Below are 22,610 nucleotides of genomic sequence, written 5' to 3'. Positions count from 1 at the left end.
GGCTCGAACGTAGGCCGGGCAAGCGTTAGCGCCACCCGGCAACAGCATCAGATCGACGTGCGACCGAATGCGCTCTGCCAGTCGTGCTCAAACTTCGCGACGGCAGCATCAACTGCCGGAGAGCTAATCATCTGCTGAGCAACGTCCAGCGGTAGCGTGATGGACTCGCAGCCTGCCAGCAGGCAATCCAGCGCCTGACGCGGCGTTTTAAAACTGGCTGCCAGTACTTTGGCGTGCGGGGCATGCATTTTCAGTAACGTCTGCAGGTCGGTCACCGTCTGAATGCCATCCCCTCCTTGTGCATCCACGCGGTTAACGTATGGCGCAACATATTCCGCACCTGCCAGTGCAGCCAATAACCCTTGAGCTGCACCGTATACCGCAGTACCCAACGTCGGGATCCCTTCTTCTTTCAGCAATTTTATAGCCGCCAGACCTTCTGCTGTTACCGGCACTTTGACCACGATATCAGCAATGATTGCCCGCAGCTTACGCGCATCGCTAACCATCCCTTCGGCAGTGGTCGCCATCACCTGAGCAAACAGACGGCCTTGTCCTCCCATCGCTTCCTGCAGTTGCGGCAGTAGTACTTCCAGCGTCTGGTTCCCCGCCGCCACAATGCTCGGGTTAGTGGTCACCCCTGCCAGCGGGAAAATGCGCGCCAGAGCTTTTACCGCATCAACATCAGACGTATCTAAATAGAGTTCCATAACCTTTCCTCAAACGAATAATTAGCATGAATAAAAGGTAACACGGCGAAACCTCACGGTTAGTTGACGCACGTCAATATAACTTTCATTCGAAAGTAATTTAATCTTTATACGAAAGAAAAGAGGTCGCTTATGATTTTCAATATCCAGCGCTATTCCACGCATGATGGTCCCGGGATCCGTACTGTGGTGTTCCTTAAGGGATGCTCCCTGGGCTGTCGGTGGTGCCAGAATCCGGAAAGTCGCGCCCGTACGCAGGATCTGCTCTATGACGCACGCCTGTGCCTTGATGGTTGCGATCTTTGTGCTCAGGCAGCACCCGAAGTAATTGAGCGGGCACTAAGCGGTTTGCTGATTCATCGCGAAAAACTGACCGATGACGTTCTCGCAGCGCTGACCCACTGCTGTCCAACGCAGGCGCTAACCGTCTGTGGAGAGATAAAAAGCGTGGACGAAATCATGGCGACCGTATTGCGTGATAAACCGTTTTACGATCGCAGCGGAGGGGGACTCACCCTGTCCGGTGGGGAACCGTTTATGCAGCCAGAGCTGGCGGCTTCTTTGCTCAAAGCCAGCCACGACGCCGGCATTCATACCGCAGTGGAAACCTGCCTGCATGTCCCGTGGAAGTATATTGAACCATCATTATCTGACGTCGATCTGTTTCTGGCCGATCTAAAACACGTGGCGGATGCGCCGTTTAAACAGTGGACCGATGGCTGCGCCTCTCGTGTGCTGGAAAATCTAAAAAAACTGGCCGCAGCTGGTAAAAAAATGATTATCCGCGTACCGCTGATTCAGGGATTCAACGCTGACGAAGCCGCCATCCAGGCTATTACCGATTTTGCTGCCGACGAGCTTCACGTCGGGGAGATTCATTTTTTGCCCTACCACACCCTTGGTATCAACAAATACCACTTACTCAGTCAACCCTACAACGCACCGGATAAACCGCTTGATGCGCCTGCACTGCTCGAATTTGCCCAGCAGTATGCCAGCCTTAAAGGTTTAACCGCGACCCTACGAGGATAATCGCCATGACCACTCTGAAACTGGACACACTCAGCGATCGTATCAAAGCGCATAAAACAGCCCTGATCCACATCGTGAAACCGCCGGTTTGTACCGAGCGCGCCCAGCACTATACCGAGATGTATCAGCAACACCTGGATAAGCCGATCCCGGTACGCCGCGCGCTGGCGCTGGCCCATCATCTGGCGGAACGCACCATCTGGATCAAGCATGACGAACTGATTATCGGTAACCAGGCAAGCGAAGTGCGCGCCGCGCCGATCTTCCCGGAATACACCGTCTCCTGGATTGAAAAAGAGATCGACGACCTCGCCGACAGACCGGGCGCAGGCTTTGCGGTAAGCGAAGAGAATAAACGCGTCTTACACGAGGTGTGTCCGTGGTGGCGTGGTCAGACCGTGCAGGATCGCTGCTACGGGATGTTCACTGACGAGCAGAAAGGGCTGCTGGAAACCGGCATTATCAAAGCCGAAGGTAATATGACCTCCGGCGACGCACACCTGGCGGTGAACTTCCCGCTACTACTGGAAAAAGGTCTCGACGGCCTGCGCCACAAGGTCGATGAACGTCGCTCCCGCATCAATCTGACGTGTCTGGACGATCTCCACGGCGAGCAGTTCCTGAAAGCGATTGATATCGTGCTGGAGGCCGTCAGCCTGCACATTGAGCGCTTTGCCGCGCTGGCGCGTAAAATGGCGTCCACAGAAACGCGCACCAGCCGTCGCGATGAACTGCTGACCATGGCGGAAAACTGTGATGTGATTGCCCATGAGCCACCAAAAACATTCTGGCAGGCGTTGCAGTTGTGCTATTTCATCCAGTTGATTCTGCAAATTGAATCTAACGGTCACTCAGTGTCGTTTGGCCGTATGGATCAGTACCTCTACCCGTTCTACCGTCGCGACGTAGAACTGAATCAGAGCCTCGATCGTGAGCACGCCATTGAGCTGTTGCACAGCTGCTGGCTGAAACTGCTGGAAGTGAACAAAATCCGTTCTGGCTCCCATTCGAAAGCCTCAGCGGGCAGCCCGCTGTATCAGAACGTAACCATAGGTGGCCAGAACCTGGTTAGCGGTCAGGCGATGGATGCCGTCAACCCGCTCTCCTACGCCATTCTGGAATCATGTGGCCGCCTGCGTTCTACTCAGCCGAACCTGAGCGTGCGTTATCACGCGGGGATGAGTAATGACTTCCTTGATGCCTGCGTGCAGGTGATCCGCTGCGGCTTCGGGATGCCAGCCTTTAACAACGATGAAATCGTCATTCCGGAATTCATTAAGCTGGGCATTGAACCGCAAGACGCCTATGACTATGCAGCTATTGGTTGCATCGAAACCGCCGTTGGCGGCAAATGGGGCTACCGCTGCACCGGCATGAGCTTTATTAACTTTGCCCGCGTGATGCTGGCGGCGCTGGAAGGCGGACGCGATGCCACCAGCGGCAAAGTCTTCCTGCCGCAGGAAAAAGCGCTCTCAGCTGGCAACTTCAACAATTTCGATGAAGTGATGGATGCCTGGGATACACAGATTCGCTACTACACGCGTAAATCCATTGAAATCGAGTATGTCGTTGACACCATGCTGGAAGAGAACGTACACGATATTCTGTGCTCCGCGCTGGTAGACGACTGTATCGAACGCGCGAAAAGCATTAAGCAAGGCGGCGCGAAATATGACTGGGTATCAGGTTTGCAGGTGGGTATCGCCAACCTCGGCAACAGCCTGGCAGCAGTGAAGAAACTGGTCTTTGAACAGGGCGCTATCGGTCAACAACAACTGGCCGCCGCGCTGGCCGATGATTTTGACGGTCTGACCCATGAGCAGTTACGCCAACGGCTAATCAACGGCGCACCAAAATACGGCAACGATGACGATAGCGTTGATACGCTGCTGGCCCGCGCTTATCAGACTTATATCGATGCACTGAAACAGTATCATAATCCGCGTTACGGGCGTGGTCCGGTTGGCGGCAATTACTACGCCGGGACCTCGTCTATTTCTGCAAACGTGCCGTTTGGCGCGGCAACGATGGCAACGCCGGATGGCCGTAAAGCACACACTCCACTGGCAGAAGGCGCAAGCCCGGCTTCCGGTACGGACCATCTCGGCCCAACTGCGGTAATTGGCTCGGTGGGTAAACTGCCGACCGGTTCGATTCTCGGTGGCGTGCTGTTAAATCAGAAGCTGAACCCGGCCACGCTGGAAAATGAGTCTGACAAACAAAAGCTGATGATTCTGCTGCGTACCTTCTTTGAAGAGCACAAAGGTTGGCATATTCAGTACAACATCGTTTCTCGTGAAACGCTGCTGGAAGCCAAAAAACACCCGGATCAGTACCGTGATCTGGTGGTGCGTGTAGCGGGTTATTCCGCCTTCTTCACCGCACTGTCTCCGGATGCACAGGACGATATCATCGCGCGCACTGAACATATGCTGTAACCCTCCCGCCCGGTGGCGCTACGCTTACCGGGCTTACATACTCCCCTTTAGCCAGGTAAGGCGAAGTTGCCACCTGGCGTTTTACTTTCATTCGAAATTAAATTTGTGCTTTAGCTCACATTGTTATTAAAATGTTTCTGGTCGCAGTTATGAGCCAGGAGCATATATGACCATCAAAGTTATCGTCACCGACATGGACGGAACTTTTCTCGACGACGCCAAGCAATACGATCGTGCACGCTTTATGGCGCAGTATCAGGAACTGAAGAAACGAGATATTGAATTTGTCGTGGCAAGCGGCAACCAGTATTACCAGTTGATCTCCTTTTTCCCGCAGCTCAAAGATGAGATCTCTTTTGTCGCCGAGAACGGGGCGCTGGTGTTTGAACATGGCAAACAGCTGTTTCACGGCGAGCTTACGCGCCACGAATCACGCATTGTCATTGGCGAACTGCTCAAAGATAAGCAACTCAACTTTGTGGCCTGTGGACTGCAAAGCGCCTACGTGAGCGAAAATGCCCCAGAGTCCTTTGTCGGTTTGATGTCAAAACACTACCACCGCCTGAAACCCGTCAAGGATTATCAGGATATCGACGATGTGCTGTTCAAGTTCTCGCTGAATTTACCGGACCAACAGATCCCGCTGGTTATCGATCACCTTCATTCTGCTCTCGACGGCATTATGAAGCCCGTCACCAGCGGCTTTGGGTTTATCGACCTGATCATTCCAGGCTTACATAAAGCCAACGGGATCAGCCGTCTGCTAAAACGCTGGAACCTGTCACCGCAAAACGTGGTCGCCATTGGCGACAGTGGCAATGACGCGGAAATGCTGAAGATGGCGCACTACTCTTTCGCCATGGCCAATGCGGCAGAGAGCATCAAAGCGATTGCCCGCTATCAGACCGATGACAATAACCATCAAGGCGCGCTGAACGTAATTCAGGCAGTGCTGGATAACACTTCACCTTTTAACGTCTGATCCTGCCAACCGGGGTATCCCTCATCCCGGTTTTCACTCTTTTTCTATTTTGCTCACACCAGCAGGTTTTTAAACTTGCATTAACCAATTTTTAACTTATATTGTCACTTGCAATCAAATTTAGTTTCGAATGAAAGTTAATGCGAGGTGGTTATGGCTTTTACTTTTACCAGCGACACGTTGCCCGCCGATCACAAAGCGGCAATCCGTCAGATGAAACAGCAACTGCGGGCACAGCTTGGGGATGTTCAGTTGATCTTCAATCAGCTGAGCGATGCCATTGCCACCCGCGTGGCGGAAATCAACGCTCTCAAAGCGCAAGGTTCCCCGGTATGGCCTGTGTTGTCCTATGCGGATATCAAAGCGGGTCGCGTGAGTGCAGAGCAGCGTGAAGAAATTAAGCGTCGCGGATGCGCAGTCATTAAAGGGCATTTCCCCCGCGAACAGGCGCTGGCATGGGATCAGTCGATGCTTGATTACCTGGATCGCAACCATTTTGATGACGTCTACAAAGGGCCAGGCGATAACTTCTTCGGCACCCTGAGCGCATCGCGACCTGAAATCTACCCCATTTACTGGTCCCAGGCGCAGATGCAGGCCCGCCAAAGTGAAGAAATGGCCAATGCGCAGTCGTTCCTCAATCGTCTTTGGACATTTTCAAGCGAAGGTAAACAATGGTTTAACCCGGATGTCAGCGTTATCTACCCTGACCGTATACGCCGCCGTCCGCCGGGAACCACCTCCAAAGGGCTGGGCGCGCATACGGATTCCGGCGCGCTGGAACGCTGGCTGCTGCCTGCGTATCAGCAGGTATTTGCTCATGTTTTCAATGGCAAGCTGGCAGATTACGATCCGTGGCAGGCTGCGCATCGCACCGAAGTAGAAGAGTACACGGTGGATAACACCACCAAATGTTCAGTATTTCGCACCTTCCAGGGCTGGACTGCGTTGTCCGATATGCTGCCAGGTCAGGGATTGTTGCACGTGGTTCCGATTCCTGAAGCGATGGCGTATGTGCTGTTACGCCCATTGCTTGACGATGTGCCGGAAGATGAGCTTTGCGGCGTAGCGCCCGGCAGAGTCCTGCCTATTTCCGCACAATGGCATCCGCTGCTGATTGAAGCGTTAACCAGCATCCCACAACTGGACGCCGGAGACTCTGTGTGGTGGCATTGCGATGTGATTCACTCCGTCGCGCCTGTCGAAAATCAGCAGGGCTGGGGTAACGTAATGTATATCCCTGCCGCCCCGATGTGCGAAAAAAATCTGGCCTACGCCCACAAAGTGAAAGCTGCGCTGGAAAAAGGCGCATCGCCGGGTGATTTCCCGCGAGAGGATTATGAAACTAACTGGGAAGGACGCTTCACGCTGGAGGATTTGAATATCCACGGTAAACGCGCGCTGGGGATTATTTAATATGTAGCTTACATAATTTTCCCTAGGTATTTCGCGTTACAGGAAGGCGACCAGCCTGTAAATCCCCGGGAGCTTACATAAGTAAGTGACCGGGGTGAACAGGTGCAGCCAACACACCTGTAACACGAAAGACGACGGGTAAATTAACCGTCAATACCTTTACTACGCAGGTAATCTTCGTAGTTGCCGGTGAAGTCGATCACGCGCTCCGGCGTAATCTCAATCACGCGGGTCGCCAGGGAACTGACGAACTCACGGTCGTGAGAAACAAAGATCAACGTGCCCTGATACATTTCCAGCGCCATGTTCAGCGACTCGATAGATTCCATATCCAGGTGGTTGGTCGGTTCATCCATGACCAGGATATTCGGTTTCTGCATCATCAGCTTACCGAAAAGCATGCGTCCTTTTTCACCACCGGAGAGCACTTTTGCAGGTTTCTTGATATCGTCCTGGCTGAACAGCAGACGGCCAAGGAAGCTGCGCACAACCTGCTCATCATCGCCTTCTTGTTTCCACTGGCTCATCCATTCGAAGACGGTCAGATCGTTTTCAAACTCGTATTCATGATCCTGCGCGTAGTAACCCACCTGGGCGTTTTCAGACCACTTAACGGTACCGTTGTCCGGCTGCAAATCGCCAACCAACGTTTTCAGCATGGTGGATTTACCCACGCCGTTGGCACCAATGATGGCAACCTTCTCCCCTACTTCCAGCAGCAGGTTGAAGTTTTTAAACAGCGGACCTTCATCAAAACCTTTCGCCAGCGCTTCCACTTCCAGCGCGTTACGGAACAGTTTCTTATCCTGTTCGAAGCGGATGAACGGGTTCTGACGGCTGGACGCTTTCACTTCGTCGAGCTTGATCTTATCAATCTGACGCGCACGAGAGGTCGCCTGTCGAGATTTAGACGCGTTGGCGCTAAAGCGGCTGACGAAGGATTGCAGATCGGCAATCTGTGCTTTCTTCTTGGCGTTATCGGCCAGCAGACGTTCACGCGCCTGGGTTGCCGCCGTCATGTATTCGTCGTAGTTACCCGGATAAACACGCAGTTCGCCATAGTCCAGATCCGCCATGTGTGTACAGACCATGTTCAGGAAGTGACGGTCGTGCGAAATGATGATCATGGTGCTGTCACGCTCGTTCAGCGTCTGCTCCAGCCAGCGAATGGTGTCGATATCCAGGTTGTTCGTTGGTTCGTCGAGCAGCAGAATGTCCGGGTTAGAGAACAGCGCCTGCGCCAGAAGCACACGCAGCTTCCAGCCGGGCGCGACTTCGCTCATCGGGCCGTAATGCTGTTCTACCGGAATGCCTACGCCCAGCAGCAGTTCACCCGCACGCGCTTCCGCAGAGTAGCCGTCCATTTCGCCATACTGAACTTCGAGATCAGCAACTTTATAGCCGTCTTCTTCGCTCATCTCAGCCAGGGCGTAAATGCGATCGCGCTCCTGCTTCACTTCCCACAGTTCAGCGTGACCCATGATCACGGTGTCAAGCACGGTGAATTCTTCAAAGGCGAATTGATCCTGGCGCAGCTTACCGATACGCTCGTTAGGATCGAGGGAAACGTTACCCAGCGTCGGTTCGAGGTCGCCGCCGAGAATTTTCATAAAAGTGGATTTACCGCTACCGTTCGCGCCAATCAGGCCGTAACGGTTGCCGCCGCCAAATTTGACGGAAATATTTTCAAACAGCGGCTTACTGCCGAACTGCATGGTGACGTTGCTGGAAACTAACACTGGCGTATCCTGAAAGAGAAAGAAATATGTGACAAACCGCTTATTATGCCATAAGTCTGCAAGAAGATCGCGTCTTCATGCGGAAGGGATAAAGTGAAACCAAAAGGAAAAAAATGTGATTTAGTACACATCCGAATTCCTTGTTGCTCAGATTGCACATATAATGCGTGCCCAACACTACATAAATCTCAACCCACTAGCCTGCCTGGCACTGAATCTCGCATACATGAATATGAATATGAAATTAACAACGCTTTTCGCGGCGGCACTCGCAATAGTTGGTTTTTGTAATACCGCTTCAGCCGTCACGTACCCGCTGCCGACCGATGGTAGCCGTTTGATTGGCCAAAACCAGGTCATTACTATTCCTGAAGGCAACACCCAACCGCTGGAGTATTTTGCGGCAGAGTATCAGATGGGTCTGTCTAACATGCTGGAAGCCAACCCGGGCGTGGATACCTTCCTGCCGAAAGGCGGCACCGTGCTGAACATTCCTCAGCAGTTAATCCTGCCGGATACCGTGCATGAAGGTATTGTTATCAACAGCGCTGAAATGCGTCTGTACTACTACCCGAAAGGCACCAACACCGTCATTGTTCTGCCGATCGGTATCGGCCAGTTGGGCAAAGACACGCCAATCAAATGGACCACCAAAGTAGAACGTAAAAAAGCAGGCCCAACCTGGACGCCAACGGCGAAAATGCATGCGGAATACCGCGCTGCAGGCGAGCCGCTGCCAGCCGTTGTTCCGGCTGGTCCGGATAACCCGATGGGACTGTACGCGCTGTATATCGGTCGCCTGTATGCTATCCACGGTACCAATGCTAACTTCGGCGTCGGCTTACGTGTCAGCCACGGTTGCGTACGTCTGCGTAACGACGACATCAAATTCTTGTTTGAAAATGTGCCGGTCGGCACCCGTGTACAGTTTATTGATGAGCCGGTAAAAGCCACTACCGAACCAGACGGTAGCCGTTACATCGAAGTACATAACCCGCTGTCTACGACTGAAGCACAGTTCGAAGGCGGGGAAATTGTACCGATTACCCTGACCAAGAGCATTACCAGCATCACCGGTCAGCCTGACGTCGATCAGGCCGTCGTTGAGCAGGCAGTACAGAACCGTTCTGGTATGCCGGTTCGCCTGAACTAATCAGCTATACATGCCCGATGGCGCTACGCTTATCGGGCCTACCAACACTGTAGGCCGGATTAGGCGCCAGCCGCCATCCGGCACACCACATCAATTACATCATCAGCAACAAACCATAACCCACCAGCGCCGCCCATATCAGCATCGGTACCGAATACCAATGAAAACGCCACCAGATCCGGCGGTCGTTTGCCATCCGTAACGCAATGAGATTCGCCAGCGATCCTGGCAACAGCCCAAAGCCGCCCACATTGACCGCCCAGGCCAGAAGCAGCGTTGGCGGGACGTAGTTCAGCAGCAAAATCGTACTGGGCACATTACTGATAAACTGCGACAGGCCAATGGCGGTCAGCCAAAGTCCCGGCGCTGAAAGCGCGCCAATCTGGTGGGTTATCCCCTGCAGGGCCGGAAGCTGCGTCAGCAAGTGCACATCAATGAACATCGCCATAAACACCAACAGCAGCGTCCAGTCTACGCTGAGGATCACGCGGCGAGCCAGCACCATGAACCCTGCCGCCACAATCGCCAGACCCCACAGCTCTTGTTTTAACTCCAGTGCTGCAAGGAAGATGATATACAACACCAGACAGCCCCACACCAGACGCGGTTGCCAGTCAGGTGCGCGCGTACCGGTGTGATAATGCAATGCTTTATTCGGGAAACTAAACCAGCACAGCACCACCAGCGTCAGCATCATGGCCCCCGCAAGCGGCGCCATTTGCCAGGTAAACGCGGTAAACGATAAGCCTGAGCGTCCCCACATCAGAATGTTTTGTGGATTGCCTATTGGCGTGAGCAACGATCCGGCGTTAACCGCCAGCGCCTCAAAGATAATCAGGCGATTCACCGGAATAGCGCACAATTTTTTCAGAGTGATGGTCAGCGGAACAACAATAAACAGCGCAACATCGTTGGTCAGAAACGTCGACAACAACGCCGCTGCCAGCACCATAAATATCGCCAGCTGACGCTCTGTTTTGAAACGGCGGGTCATCTTGCGCCCTAACACATCGAAGTAACCGCTTAGCTCCACGCCTTTGGTCAGTAACATCAGGCCACTAAGCGTGATAATTGTGTGCCAGTCAATTGCTCCCGGCCACGACCGGGGTGTAAATGGCGTGAACAGGCTCAGTACAACCCCAACGATGATTAACAGCTGGAAAAAACGATCGCGCTGTAAGGCGCGTAATAAAGAAAAACTCATTCAGAGCCTGTTCCTTGCTGTTGCGTAAACCGGCTAAAAGCCTCCAGCGTTTCCTTACTGACGTGATGCTCCATCCCCTCCGCGTCGCGACGGGCAATTTCCGGACTGATACCTAACATCAACAGGAAATTCTCCACAATCTGATGACGCTCCCGACTTTCCTGAGCCAGTCGTTCACCTTCTGCGGTTAAAAACACGCCTCGCCAGGGGATCATTTCAATCAATCCGACTGAAGCAAGACGCTTAAGCATTTTAGCAACCGTCGGCTGGGAAACCCCAAGCCGTGCGGCCATATCCACCTGGCGCGCTTCACCTACCTCAATAATGAGATCGGAAATCAGCTCTACGTAGTCATCAATCAGCTCACGGCGATGCGCCTCCCGAACCTGACGAAACCCTTCAACGTGTTCTTCGACATTCACCAATTGCGTCACTTTTTTTGTTGTTGGCGTACCTGCGCGACGACTCATTCTGCTTCCTCGTTACTGTGACGCGTTAACGGCATCTGATTAGAGAGCACTCATTGTAAACCAGAGTTGCGCGGGCACAAAAAATTAACGTTTTAGCAATAGCTATATAATATAGCCTGTGCTATATCTGTATATAATAAAGACATCCCTCAAGGACTGATGGGATCGTGAAGTCAGGAGGTTTACATGAATGAATTTAAGAGGTGTATACGCGTGTTTAGCCACTCTCCCTTTAAAGTACGGTTGATGCTGATCTCTATGCTGTGTGACATGATTAACAGCAAACCTGAGAAGGATAAACCTTCAGAAAATTAATGCGGCGTTGCGGTACGCCGCTTCTTTTTCCTGCCGTCATCCGGGTACGGTGGTGGTTTTCGTCCCAATAACCCTTCTTTTTGTCAGTTTTGCCACGTCCCTCGCAAAACAATTTCTTTGTAGTAGTTGACCTTCTCTTGCGCACACTCTATCTTTTCGCAGCCCTGCATATATTGCGGCTCGCGGATGCGGACCCTATCCCTCTTCTCGCTCTCTCAGGCAGGCAATGACCCTTAGCGCCAGGGTAAGCACATGGCGTTTTTGTAACAGTGGCATATGAATTTAACCCTCAAAGATTCAATCATTGCTCGCAGCCGGGCGATTAGTCCGTGGACTGGCCTCTATTTCTTACAGTCTCTGCTGATCAATCTTGCGCTGGGCTATCCGCTTAGCCTGCTCTATAGCGTTGCTTTCACCTGTATATTAATGCTGATGTGGCGCAGCGCGCCACGCGCGCAGAAAGTGCTGATTGGCATTTGCTCGCTGATTGCGGCAATGTATTTTCCGTTCGGCCAGGCTTACGGCTCACCGAACTTCAATACCTTGCTGGCGCTGCACTCAACCAATATGGAAGAGTCCACCGAAATCCTGACCATCTTCCCCTGGTACAGTTATCTGGTTGGGGTGTTTATTTTCGCCCTCGGCGTTATCGCCGTACGTCGTAAAAAAGATGAACAAAAGCGTGGCTGGAACAAGTTCGACAGCGTTTGTTTGCTGTTCAGCATTGTCGCATTCTTTGTTACCCCGGTACAAAACCTGGCCTGGGGCGGCGTGTTCAAGCTGAAAGACACTGGCTATCCGGTTTTCCGGTTTGCCAAGGACGTGATCGTCAATAACAACGAAGTGCTCGACGAACAAGAGCGTATGGCGAAGCTGTCGAGCGTGAAAGACAGTTGGACCGTAACCGCCGTGAAGCCGAAGTATCACACCTACGTCGTGGTGATCGGCGAAAGCGCCCGCCGCGATGCGTTAGGCGCGTTTGGCGGCCACTGGGATAACACCCCGTTTGCCAGCTCCGTTAACGGCTACATCTTTGCGGATTACATTGCTGCCAGCGGTTCAACGCAAAAATCACTCGGCCTGACGCTGAATCGGGTGGTCGACAATAAGCCCCAGTTCCAGGATAACTTTGTCACCCTGGCCAACCGCGCGGGTTTCCAGACATGGTGGTTCTCCAATCAGGGACAAATTGGTGAATACGACACGGCCATCGCCAGCATTGCAAAACGCGCTGATGAAGTTCAGTTCCTCAAGAACGGTGACTTCGAAGCGGATAAAAATACCCGTGACGAAGCGCTGTTGAAGATGACCGCTCAGGTGCTGGCAACCGAGCGCACTCAGCCGCAGCTTATTGTACTGCATTTAATGGGCTCACATCCGCAGGCCTGCGACCGTACGCAGGGTAAGTACGAGACTTTCGTCCAGTCAAAAGAGACGTCTTGCTACCTGTACACCATGACGCAAACGGATGACCTACTGCGCCAGCTATACGATCAGTTACGTAATAGCGGTAGCAGCTTCTCGATGGTCTATTTCTCCGATCATGGCCTCGCGTTTAAAGAACGGGGAAAAGAGGTGCAGTACCTGGCGCATGATGATCAGTTCCAGCAAAATTTCCAGGTACCTTTCATGGTGCTGTCGAGCGATGATAAAGCGCATCGGGTGATTAAGGCCCGTCGATCCGCCAATGATTTCCTCAGCTTTTTCTCGCAGTGGACAGGGATTAGCGCAAAAGAAATAACCAACAGCTACCGCTTTATCTCAGAGAAAAAAGCCGGGCCTGTGTACATCACCAACTTTAAGCTGCAGAAGGTGGACTACAACCACCTTGGTACCGACATCTTCGAGACCAAATCTCGTTAACAGCTCATATTGCAGGCAAAAAAAATCCGCCCCGAGAGGCGGATTTTTCATATCACCGAAGTGATTAGAAGCGGTAACCCACGCCAGCGATCCAGGTGCCAACGTCAACGCTACGAATACGGCTCTGCTCGTAGGAGAAGTCCAGAGCAACGTTTTCGATCGGGTTGAACTGCAGACCAGCACCGTAAGAGAAACCGTAGTCGCTGGTGGTGTGGTTGTCAGCCGGGGATGCTGCGTTCTGGAATTTACCGTAACCAACACCCACTACACCGTAGATGCTTGCCCAGTCGTTCAGACGGTAAGCCGGACCAGCAGTGATGCCGTAGTACTGAGTTTTGTTGTAGTCGCCAGAAGCATCGGTACGATCTTTTTCAGTGTAAGTGAAGGAACCGATAACACCCAGCGGGTTGTTGTCCTGCTCGTAGCGATACTTCAGGTTGAAACCGTTCATTTTGTTCGCTGCGCCCTGAGCATCGCTCTGAGCGTAACCACCGGTAACGGTAGAAGTAGCAGCTACAGCAGTACCTGCGGAGAAAGCCAGAACAGCGGCCAGTGCTGAAAGACATGCAATTTTTTTCATAACCACCTCAAATGTGCTTCAAGTAAATCTTAAGTTTTAAATATACCAAAAATTGATGGGAAACTCTTTGCGATTAGCGATGTCTAACGGGGTCTTTCATGTAACAGAACATTTCAGGAATCCGCTATCTCTTTCAATTAACATCACTTTTCTAAAGTAAAATGCCATTATTGCGCGCACAATATGGCACATTCATCCAGATTATTCCTAATCACGCAGATTATTAATCCATCAGTTTCATGCCATTGTACGGAACTGAGCAATTTTTTTTTCAACGAATACTCAACCGCATGTGTGTATTTCCATTACACTCGCTGTTTTACTTCTATTGACATAATTTGACAGGAGAAAGGATGCCGGGGTCGTCACGTAAAGCGCCAGTCTGGTTGCCTATTTTGGTTTTGCTAATTGCTATGTCCTCCATTCAAAGCGGAGCATCTCTGGCGAAATCGCTGTTCCCGCTCGTCGGCGCGCCGGGCGTTACCGCGTTGCGCCTTGCGTTGGGCACCCTCATCCTTATCGCCTTCTTTAAACCCTGGCGTTTGCGATTCGCCAAAGAACAGCGCCTGCCCCTTCTGTTTTATGGCCTGTCTCTGGGCGGGATGAACTATCTCTTCTATCTGTCAATCCAGACCGTGCCACTGGGAATTGCCGTGGCGCTGGAATTTACCGGCCCGCTGGCGGTAGCGCTGTTTTCATCCCGGCGCCCGGTGGATTTCATTTGGGTTGCACTGGCTGTACTCGGACTGTGGTTCCTGCTGCCATTAGGTCAGGACGTTTCTCACGTCGATTTAACCGGTGCTGCGCTAGCGCTGGGGGCTGGTGCCTGCTGGGCCATCTATATTCTTACCGGGCAGCGAGCCGGGGCGGAACACGGTCCGGCAACCGTCGCAGTAGGGTCATTAATTGCAGCACTGGTATTTGTGCCAATCGGCGCGATCCAGGCTGGTGATGCCCTGTGGCATTGGTCCATTCTGCCGTTAGGCCTGGCCATTGCAGTCCTCTCTACTGCACTTCCCTATTCACTGGAGATGATTGCATTGACGCGCCTGCCGACGCGTACTTTCGGTACATTGATGAGTATGGAACCTGCCCTGGCAGCGGTTTCCGGAATGATCTTCCTCGGTGAAACGCTGACGCTTATCCAGACACTCGCTCTGGGTGCCATTATCGTCGCATCAATGGGCTCTACGCTCACTATTCGTAAAGAGCCACAAATAAAACAAGTCGACGTGAATTAACCACGTAATATTCTGCATGGTTTGCATAATCATGCAGAATATCCAATTGTAAATCTGCGTGATAATAATTCTAAAAAATATAATTTTCTCATCCGCATATTTCATTTAATCTCAAAATTAACATAAAAATAACACCACGCAAGAAACACAACAATCAATGCATTGATTTTACTAGGTAATTTATATTTATCCTTTCTTCGCTATTAAAGTAATAGGCAACACCGGAAAAAAAAATCCAAATTTAGCGCTATACTTAATTCCGTTGAAGAGTTGGGACATAACTATCAAGAGGATATGAAAATATGAGTACCGCGAAACTGGTAAAAACAAAAGCATCCGCTCTCCTTTATACCCGCAACGATGTGTCTGATAGTGAAAAGAAAGCGACCGTAGAACTGCTGAATCAGCAAGTAATCCAGTTTATTGACCTGTCATTGATCACCAAACAGGCTCACTGGAACATGCGCGGCGCAAACTTCATTGCGGTACATGAAATGCTGGATGGCTTCCGTACAGCCCTGACCGATCACCTCGACACAATGGCTGAACGCGCCGTACAGTTGGGCGGTGTGGCACTGGGCACAACTCAGGTTATTAATAGCAAAACGCCTCTGAAAAGTTACCCGCTGGATATCCATAGCGTACAGGACCACTTAAAAGAACTGGCTGAACGTTATGCCGTAGTTGCAAACAGCGTACGTAAGGCTATTAGCGAAGCAAAAGACGAAGATACCGCAGATATCTTTACCGCAGCTTCTCGCGACCTCGATAAATTCCTGTGGTTTATCGAAGCCAACATTGAGTAACAGCAGACATAAGAATTACCTATATAACCCTCGCTCCGGCGGGGGTTTTGCACATCTATGGTGCATAACATTGATCGTTCGTCACTCCAAAGTAAATTATTTGTAATAATCACCTCACACAATCGTTAACGAAAGATTGTTTTATCAACAATTTTTACGCTAAATAGTCATACCGTTTGCACCGTGGCTGGTTCGCACCAAATGAGTGCCCCAAAACAGTGCAAATTACTCGCTTTGCCCTACTTATTGTGCAGAGAAACGAGATACCCTCTTGTTAAAACAATGAGTTGCAAAATTGGCACGATTCTTTCATTAAGCCATATGTTCTCGCAGGGGATCGCCCCGTGGATATAAAAGGAAATCCTATGAAGTCTGTATTAAAAGTTTCACTGGCTGCACTTACCCTGGCTTTTGCGGTGTCCTCCCATGCCGCAGACAAGAAACTGGTTGTCGCAACCGACACCGCGTTTGTACCGTTTGAATTCAAACAGGGTGACAAATACGTTGGTTTTGATGTGGATCTGTGGGCTGCCGTTGCCAAAGAATTGAAACTGGATTATGAACTGAAACCAATGGATTTCAGCGGCATCATCCCGGCTCTGCAAACCAAAAACGTAGACCTGGCGCTGGCGGGTATCACCATCACCGATGAGCGTAAAAAAGCGATCGACTTCTCCGATGGCTACTACAAAAGCGGTCTATTAGTGATGGTGAAAGCAAATAACAACGACGTCAAAAGCGTAAAAGATCTGGATGGTAAAGTCGTTGCAGTTAAGAGCGGTACCGGTTCCGTTGATTACGCGAAAGCGAATATCAAAACCAAGGACCTGCGTCAGTTCCCGAACATCGATAACGCCTATATGGAACTGGGCACCAACCGCGCAGACGCCGTGCTGCACGACACACCAAACATTCTTTACTTCATCAAAACAGCTGGCAATGGCCAGTTCAAAGCTGTAGGCGAATCACTGGAAGCCCAGCAGTACGGCATCGCCTTCCCGAAAGGCAGCGACGACCTGCGTGAGAAAGTGAACGGCGCGCTGAAAACGCTGAAAGAGAACGGTACTTACAACGAAATCTACAAAAAATGGTTCGGTACTGAACCTAAATAATAACCGGTAGCGTTGCCCGGTGGCGTGATGCTTACCGGGCCTACGCCTGGATTTTTGAGACCTGTAAGCCGGATAAGCCCAGCGCATCCGGCAAAACGGGCATTTGAATATTTACACCACGGTAACAGGAACGACATATGCAGTTTGACTGGAGTGCCATCTGGCCCGCCATCCCGCTTTTGATTGAAGGCGCCAAAATGACCCTGTGGATCTCGGTCCTCGGTCTGGCTGGCGGTCTGATAATCGGACTTGCAGCAGGGTTTGCGCGCACTTTCGGCGGTTGGATCGCCAACCACGTAGCGCTGGTGTTTATCGAAGTCATTCGCGGTACGCCAATCGTTGTGCAGGTAATGTTTATTTACTTCGCTCTACCAATGGCATTTAACGATTTACGCATTGACCCTTTTAGCGCCGCCGTTGTCACCATCATGATCAACTCCGGTGCCTATATTGCGGAAATCACTCGCGGTGCGGTGCTCTCAATCCATAAAGGATTCAGCGAAGCCGGACTGGCCCTTGGACTTTCACGCACAGAGACTATTCGCCACGTTATTTTGCCTCTCGCGCTGCGTCGTATGCTGCCGCCGCTGGGAAACCAGTGGATCATCAGCATTAAAGATACCTCGCTGTTTATTGTCATTGGCGTCGCTGAACTGACCCGTCAGGGCCAGGAAATCATTGCCGGTAACTTCCGCGCACTGGAAATCTGGAGCGCCGTTGCGGTGTTCTATCTGATCATTACGCTGGTGCTGAGCTTCATTCTGCGTCGTCTGGAAAGAAGGATGAAAATCCTGTGATTGAATTTAAAAACGTTTCTAAGCACTTTGGTCCAACCCAGGTGCTGCACAATATTGACCTGAACATTCAACAGGGTGAAGTAGTGGTGATTATCGGGCCGTCAGGATCCGGTAAATCTACCCTGCTACGCTGCATTAACAAACTGGAAGAGATAACCTCTGGCGATCTGATCGTCGACGGTCTGAAAGTGAACGATCCGAAGGTAGACGAACGGTTAATCCGCCAGGAAGCCGGGATGGTGTTTCAGCAGTTCTATCTGTTCCCGCATCTGACGGCGCTGGAAAACGTCATGTTCGGGCCGCAGCGCGTACGCGGGGCGAATAAAGAACAGGCCGAGAAACTGGCGAAAGAACTGCTGGCGAAAGTGGGTCTGGCCGAGCGCGCCCATCACTACCCTTCTGAGCTGTCCGGCGGTCAACAACAGCGTGTGGCTATCGCCCGTGCGCTGGCGGTGAAGCCGAAAATGATGCTGTTTGATGAGCCAACCTCAGCGCTGGATCCAGAACTGCGCCACGAAGTTCTGAAAGTTATGCAGGATCTGGCGGAAGAAGGGATGACCATGGTGATTGTGACCCACGAAATCGGTTTTGCCGAAAAAGTGGCTTCACGCCTGATTTTCATTGATAAGGGAAGAATTGCCGAAGACGGTAATCCGCAGGCCCTGATTGAAAATCCGCCCAGCCAACGCTTACAGGAATTCTTGCAGCACGTATCCTGATAGCTCTGCCTCCCTTCGCCCGAAGGGAGGTTTTTCACCAGAATCCTCTCATTTCAATTCTCTCCCGCCCTGACATCTATACTTATCCTTTTGAATTTATTTTCTCATGGGAGGAGTCATGCGCGGGATCCTGTTCATTTTTGTTTGTCTGTTGAGTTTCCCGACTCAGGCGGTGACGATACCTGGCGTCACCACGCCAACATCAACCAACGCGCAAACCACAGCGGCGAAAGAGCCGGATATTGAACAGAAAAAAGCGGCTTACGGCGCACTGGCCGATGTGTTGGAAAATGACGCCTCGCGTCAGGAGCTGATCGGTCAGTTACGCAAAGTGGCCACTGCCCCTCCTGCCGAGCCGGTGCCGACCATTGTCCCGCCCACGTTAACGGAAGAAAAAACGGTACTGGAAAACGTCACGGACGTCACCCGCCACTACGGTGAGGCGCTCTCCAGCCGCTTTGCCCAGCTTTATCGCAATATTACCGATGCCCCGCATAAGACCTTTAATCCGCAAACGTTCACCAATGCTCTGACGCATTTTTTAATGCTGGCGGTGTCAGTGTTCGGTTTTTTCTGGCTGATTCGCCTGTGCGCGCTGCCGCTGTATCGCAAAATGGGACAATGGGCACGACGCAAAAACCGCGAACGCAGCAACTGGCTTCAGCTTCCGGCGATGATCGTTGGCGCATTCATTATTGATTTGCTTCTGCTGGCGCTGACATTATTTGTCGGACAGATACTGAGCGACAAAATGAACGCTGGCAGCCGCACGATCGCCTTTCAGCAAAGCCTGTTTCTCAATGCCTTCGCCCTGATTGAATTCTTCAAGGCCATTTTGCGCCTGATATTTTGCCCAACGGTGGCCGAGCTGCGCCCGTTTAACATTCAGGATGCTGGCGCACGCTACTGGAATCGCCGTTTGAGTTCATTGAGCAGCCTGATTGGCTATGGGCTTATCGTTGCCGTGCCCATTATTTCGAATCAGGTCAATGTGCAGGTCGGCGCGATGGCCAACGTCATCATCATGTTGTGTATCACGCTATGGGCGCTGTACCTGATTTTCAGAAACAAGAAAGAGATAACGCAGCATTTGCTGAATCTGGCGGAAAGATCCCTCGCTTTTTTCAGTCTGTTTATTCGTGCTTTTGCGTTGGTATGGCATTGGCTGGCCAGCGCCTATTTCATTGTGCTGTTTTTCTTTTCGCTGTTTGATCCGGGCAACAGCCTGAAATTCATGATGGGCGCTACGCTGCGCAGCCTGGTAATCATTGGAATTGCCGCCTTTGTTTCCGGCATGTTTTCCCGCTGGATTGCCAAAACTATTACCCTTTCGCCACACACTCAGCGCAGCTATCCGGAACTACAAAAGCGGCTGAATGGCTGGCTGTCGACGGCGTTAAGCGTAGCCAGGATCCTGACGGTGTGCGTTGCGGTGATGCTGCTACTGAATGCCTGGGGACTGTTCGACTTCTGGAACTGGCTGCATTACGGCGCAGGAGAAAAAACAGTGGATATCCTGATCCGTATCGCGCTGATTTTATTCTTCTCCGCCATCGGCTGGACGATTCTCGCCAGCCTGATTGAAAATCGTCTGGCTTCCGATATCCACGGTCGTCCGCTGCCCAGCGCTCGTACCCGCACCCTACTGACACTGTTTCGTAACGCACTGGCGGTGATCATCAGCACGATCACCATCATGATTGTGTTGTCGGAAATCGGCGTCAATATCGCCCCCTTACTGGCCGGGGCCGGGGCGCTGGGGCTGGCTATCTCTTTCGGCTCGCAAACGCTGGTAAAAGATATTATTACCGGGATTTTTATTCAGTTTGAGAATGGCATGAACACCGGCGACCTGGTGACCATTGGCCCACTCACCGGTACGGTTGAACGGATGTCCATCCGTTCTGTGGGCGTGCGTCAGGACACCGGGGCATACCATATTATTCCCTGGTCATCGATAACGACCTTCGCCAACTTTGTGCGTGGCATTGGCTCAGTCGTCGCCAATTACGACGTAGACCGCCATGAGGATGCGGATAAAGCGAATCAAGCGTTGAAAGATGCGGTTGCTGCGGTGATGGAAAAAGATGATATTCGCGGGCTGATTATTGGCGAGCCGTCGTTTGCCGGGATTGTAGGATTAACCAATACAGCATTCACACTACGGGTCTCGTTTACCACCTTGCCGCTGAAGCAGTGGACGGTACGTTTTGCGCTCGACAGCCAGGTGAAGAAATACTTCGATCTGGCCAACATACGCGCCCCGGTACAGACCTATCAAGTGTTGCCTGCACCAGGGAATGGCCCAACATCTGCGGCAAGCGAACCGCTGCCGCCAACCGAGCCAACACTTTAGCGTTTACGCGCCATAAAACGACGACGCTGATCGTTATCCATAAAGGTCCAGGCAATAAAGCGACTCTGCTTTTGCCCCTGGGCCATCTCTTTCTTGACCACTTTCACCGCGCCCGCATCCGTTAATGCGTGGTACAGCGGAGGCAAGTTCTCGCCGCGAGAAACCAGCGTGGTAAACCACATAACCTGACGGCCAAAAGCCTGGCTTTCGACGATCATTTTTTTGATGAACGCTACTTCGCCGCCTTCACACCACAGCTCCTGCTGTTGTCCGCCAAAGTTCAGCGCATCATCTTTATCTTGCCCCAGATTACGACGTTTACGCTCGCTTCCTGCGCGGGCTGAGGCCGCAGAATCATGGAATGGCGGGTTACACAATGTGGCTTCATACTGCTCATTTTTGTGAATGATACCGTTGAAGATTGCTGAAGCATCTTTCTGACGACGCAGACGAATAGCACGGGTTAACCCCGGATTGCCGTTTATGATCGCCTGAGCGCTGTTAAACGCTTCGCTACTGCTCTCACTGCCCGTGAATCGCCAGCCGTATTCATGCACGCCGATCAGCGGATGAATACAGTTTGCCCCTACGCCTATGTCCAGGATGCTCGCATTTGCCGGAATGGTTCCGCTGGTTTCCCCCAACAGGTCGGCCAGGTGGTGAATGTAGTCAGCACGACCAGGCACCGGCGGGCACAGAAAACCGTCCGGAATATCCCAGTTTTTCACCGCATAAAAATGCGCCAGCAGTGCTTTATTGAGCGCCTTTACTGCCTGCGGATTGGCGAAATCAACACTCTGCTCCCCGCCGGGCGTGAGGGTGAGAAATTGCGTCAGCTCTGGGGTAACCTGGCATAAAGTCGCAAGATCATAACGGCCATTGTGGCGGTTGCGTGGGTGTAATCCCGGTTTCTGGGCGGACATAGCATTCTCCTTTTAACAGCGGCGTAAGATACCCGCATAACGCCACGCGGTAAACACACACAACAAGGAAATTTGATTTTTTACGCCTGTTTGACGCTTTGCTGATTGTTCGAAAAACAGACAGTTCATCACCAGTTTTTTGCGGTAAATGTCATCCGCTGACGACCTAAACTTATCAGGCACACCTGTTGTTTTTCAGAGGATATCACCATGAAGAAATGCCTCACATTACTTGCCGCTACCGTACTTACCGGCATGACATTTGCCTCCTTTGCTGCACAGCCATACACCAGCCCAGCTACCGGTCAGCTACAAGCTTCCGGCACAGTATCTGCTACCGGTGCAACTAACCTGAGCGATCTCGAAGACAAGCTGGCAGAGAAAGCGAAAGAGCAAGGGGCAAAAGGCTTTGTCGTTAATTCTGCTGGCGGTAAAAATCAGATGTACGGCACCGCAACTATCTATAAATAACTCCCCTTCCTTAGCCTAACTGCATTCATCCCGAATGCAGTTATGTGCGCGCTGTTCACTTCATTGCAGCTCAATTTGTAATCAATGTGTTGGCATTTTGAATCCAATGTAAATAAATGTATTTATTTTTGAATTAATGAATGTTAAAACGTCGCACTGATTAGAAATGATTATTAAAATCATTATCAATTACACATTCATTTTCGCGAGACCTGCAGGGTACAACATCCACAGAGATGTCCCTTCGCGTGAGTGAAACCGTCTACTCAAAAAATAATAAGTC

At 51.5% G+C, this 22,610-nt stretch carries 20 protein-coding genes; 14 read left to right on the top strand and 6 right to left on the bottom strand.

Features of this window, described 5'->3' with window-relative positions; translation table 11 throughout:
• Window positions 1-47: 47 nt before the first annotated feature.
• Complete coding sequence (fsa, locus tag G4551_RS08070) at window positions 48-710, bottom strand: fructose-6-phosphate aldolase (RefSeq protein WP_003836983.1); 663 nt, start codon at window positions 708-710, stop codon at window positions 48-50.
• A 132-nt stretch (window positions 711-842) separates the two neighbouring features.
• On the opposite strand from fsa, the gene G4551_RS08065 reads away from it, so the two are divergent.
• The 4 genes from G4551_RS08065 (at window position 843) to G4551_RS08050 (ending at window position 6,578) form a co-directional block, all read left to right on the top strand.
• Window positions 843-1,742, top strand: coding sequence for a glycyl-radical enzyme activating protein (locus G4551_RS08065; protein ID WP_003836984.1), 900 nt, complete (start codon window positions 843-845; stop codon window positions 1,740-1,742).
• A 5-nt stretch (window positions 1,743-1,747) separates the two neighbouring features.
• Entirely contained in the window at window positions 1,748-4,180 is a 2,433-nt protein-coding gene (locus tag G4551_RS08060) for a glycyl radical protein (protein ID WP_003836986.1), read from the top strand.
• Window positions 4,181-4,346: 166 nt separating this feature from the next.
• Window positions 4,347-5,162, top strand: coding sequence for a Cof-type HAD-IIB family hydrolase (locus G4551_RS08055; RefSeq protein WP_003836989.1), 816 nt, complete (start codon window positions 4,347-4,349; stop codon window positions 5,160-5,162).
• A 153-nt stretch (window positions 5,163-5,315) separates the two neighbouring features.
• A complete protein-coding gene (locus G4551_RS08050; RefSeq protein ID WP_003035273.1) occupies window positions 5,316-6,578 on the top strand; it encodes a DUF1479 domain-containing protein in 1,263 nt (420 codons plus the stop codon).
• Window positions 6,579-6,721: 143 nt separating this feature from the next.
• On the opposite strand, the gene G4551_RS08045 is transcribed toward G4551_RS08050, so the two are convergent.
• On the bottom strand, window positions 6,722-8,317 hold the full coding sequence (locus G4551_RS08045; RefSeq protein WP_003035269.1) for an ABC-F family ATPase: 1,596 nt from the start codon (window positions 8,315-8,317) through the stop codon (window positions 6,722-6,724).
• A 232-nt stretch (window positions 8,318-8,549) separates the two neighbouring features.
• Between G4551_RS08045 and ldtB the strand changes: the two genes are divergently transcribed.
• Complete coding sequence (gene ldtB / locus G4551_RS08040; protein WP_003836993.1) at window positions 8,550-9,470, top strand: L,D-transpeptidase; 921 nt, start codon at window positions 8,550-8,552, stop codon at window positions 9,468-9,470.
• Between the two features lie 94 nt (window positions 9,471-9,564).
• On the opposite strand, the gene G4551_RS08035 is transcribed toward ldtB, so the two are convergent.
• Together G4551_RS08035 and mntR are read right to left on the bottom strand one after the other, a co-directional pair.
• Complete coding sequence (locus G4551_RS08035) at window positions 9,565-10,674, bottom strand: anion transporter (protein ID WP_003836994.1); 1,110 nt, start codon at window positions 10,672-10,674, stop codon at window positions 9,565-9,567.
• On the bottom strand, window positions 10,671-11,144 hold the full coding sequence (gene mntR / locus G4551_RS08030) for a manganese-binding transcriptional regulator MntR (protein WP_003035264.1): 474 nt from the start codon (window positions 11,142-11,144) through the stop codon (window positions 10,671-10,673). The genes G4551_RS08035 and mntR overlap by 4 nt, the downstream gene beginning before the upstream one ends.
• Window positions 11,145-11,330: 186 nt before the next feature.
• On the opposite strand from mntR, the gene mntS reads away from it, so the two are divergent.
• Both mntS and G4551_RS08020 read left to right on the top strand, forming a co-directional pair.
• Complete coding sequence (gene mntS, locus G4551_RS08025) at window positions 11,331-11,459, top strand: manganase accumulation protein MntS (protein ID WP_003836996.1); 129 nt, start codon at window positions 11,331-11,333, stop codon at window positions 11,457-11,459.
• 276 nt (window positions 11,460-11,735) lie between these two features.
• On the top strand, window positions 11,736-13,322 hold the full coding sequence (locus G4551_RS08020; protein WP_003836999.1) for a phosphoethanolamine transferase: 1,587 nt from the start codon (window positions 11,736-11,738) through the stop codon (window positions 13,320-13,322).
• A 64-nt stretch (window positions 13,323-13,386) separates the two neighbouring features.
• Here the strand turns inward: G4551_RS08020 and ompX are convergent, their stop codons facing one another.
• Complete coding sequence (gene ompX / locus G4551_RS08015; RefSeq protein WP_003035257.1) at window positions 13,387-13,902, bottom strand: outer membrane protein OmpX; 516 nt, start codon at window positions 13,900-13,902, stop codon at window positions 13,387-13,389.
• 353 nt (window positions 13,903-14,255) lie between these two features.
• On the opposite strand from ompX, the gene rhtA reads away from it, so the two are divergent.
• The 6 genes from rhtA to ybiO all read left to right on the top strand — a co-directional run bounded on the left by rhtA (window position 14,256) and on the right by ybiO (window position 20,933).
• A complete protein-coding gene (rhtA, locus tag G4551_RS08010) occupies window positions 14,256-15,143 on the top strand; it encodes a threonine/homoserine exporter RhtA (RefSeq protein ID WP_003035255.1) in 888 nt (295 codons plus the stop codon).
• 302 nt (window positions 15,144-15,445) lie between these two features.
• A complete protein-coding gene (gene dps / locus G4551_RS08005; RefSeq protein ID WP_003035253.1) occupies window positions 15,446-15,949 on the top strand; it encodes a DNA starvation/stationary phase protection protein Dps in 504 nt (167 codons plus the stop codon).
• Window positions 15,950-16,314: 365 nt separating this feature from the next.
• The gene (gene glnH, locus G4551_RS08000) at window positions 16,315-17,061 is read left to right on the top strand and encodes a glutamine ABC transporter substrate-binding protein GlnH (RefSeq protein WP_003837002.1); all 747 of its coding nucleotides are present in this window, start codon (window positions 16,315-16,317) and stop codon (window positions 17,059-17,061) included.
• Window positions 17,062-17,198: 137 nt separating this feature from the next.
• On the top strand, window positions 17,199-17,858 hold the full coding sequence (gene glnP, locus G4551_RS07995) for a glutamine ABC transporter permease GlnP (RefSeq protein WP_003035248.1): 660 nt from the start codon (window positions 17,199-17,201) through the stop codon (window positions 17,856-17,858).
• A complete protein-coding gene (gene glnQ / locus G4551_RS07990) occupies window positions 17,855-18,577 on the top strand; it encodes a glutamine ABC transporter ATP-binding protein GlnQ (protein WP_003035246.1) in 723 nt (240 codons plus the stop codon). The genes glnP and glnQ overlap by 4 nt, the downstream gene beginning before the upstream one ends.
• 118 nt (window positions 18,578-18,695) lie before the next feature.
• On the top strand, window positions 18,696-20,933 hold the full coding sequence (gene ybiO / locus G4551_RS07985; RefSeq protein ID WP_003837004.1) for a mechanosensitive channel protein: 2,238 nt from the start codon (window positions 18,696-18,698) through the stop codon (window positions 20,931-20,933).
• On the opposite strand, the gene rlmF is transcribed toward ybiO, so the two are convergent.
• The gene (rlmF, locus tag G4551_RS07980; RefSeq protein WP_003837007.1) at window positions 20,930-21,856 is read right to left on the bottom strand and encodes a 23S rRNA (adenine(1618)-N(6))-methyltransferase RlmF; all 927 of its coding nucleotides are present in this window, start codon (window positions 21,854-21,856) and stop codon (window positions 20,930-20,932) included. The genes ybiO and rlmF overlap by 4 nt on opposite strands.
• A gap of 210 nt (window positions 21,857-22,066) precedes the next feature.
• On the opposite strand from rlmF, the gene mcbA reads away from it, so the two are divergent.
• Entirely contained in the window at window positions 22,067-22,327 is a 261-nt protein-coding gene (gene mcbA, locus G4551_RS07975; RefSeq protein ID WP_003837009.1) for a DUF1471 family periplasmic protein McbA, read from the top strand.
• The last annotated feature ends 283 nt before the right edge of the window (window positions 22,328-22,610 follow it).

The sequence above is a fragment of the Citrobacter freundii ATCC 8090 = MTCC 1658 = NBRC 12681 genome (assembly GCF_011064845.1).
Classification (GTDB): domain Bacteria; phylum Pseudomonadota; class Gammaproteobacteria; order Enterobacterales; family Enterobacteriaceae; genus Citrobacter; species Citrobacter freundii.
The sequence above is the reverse complement of the archived record's forward strand: the minus strand, read 5'-3'. Positions and strand labels throughout refer to the sequence as shown.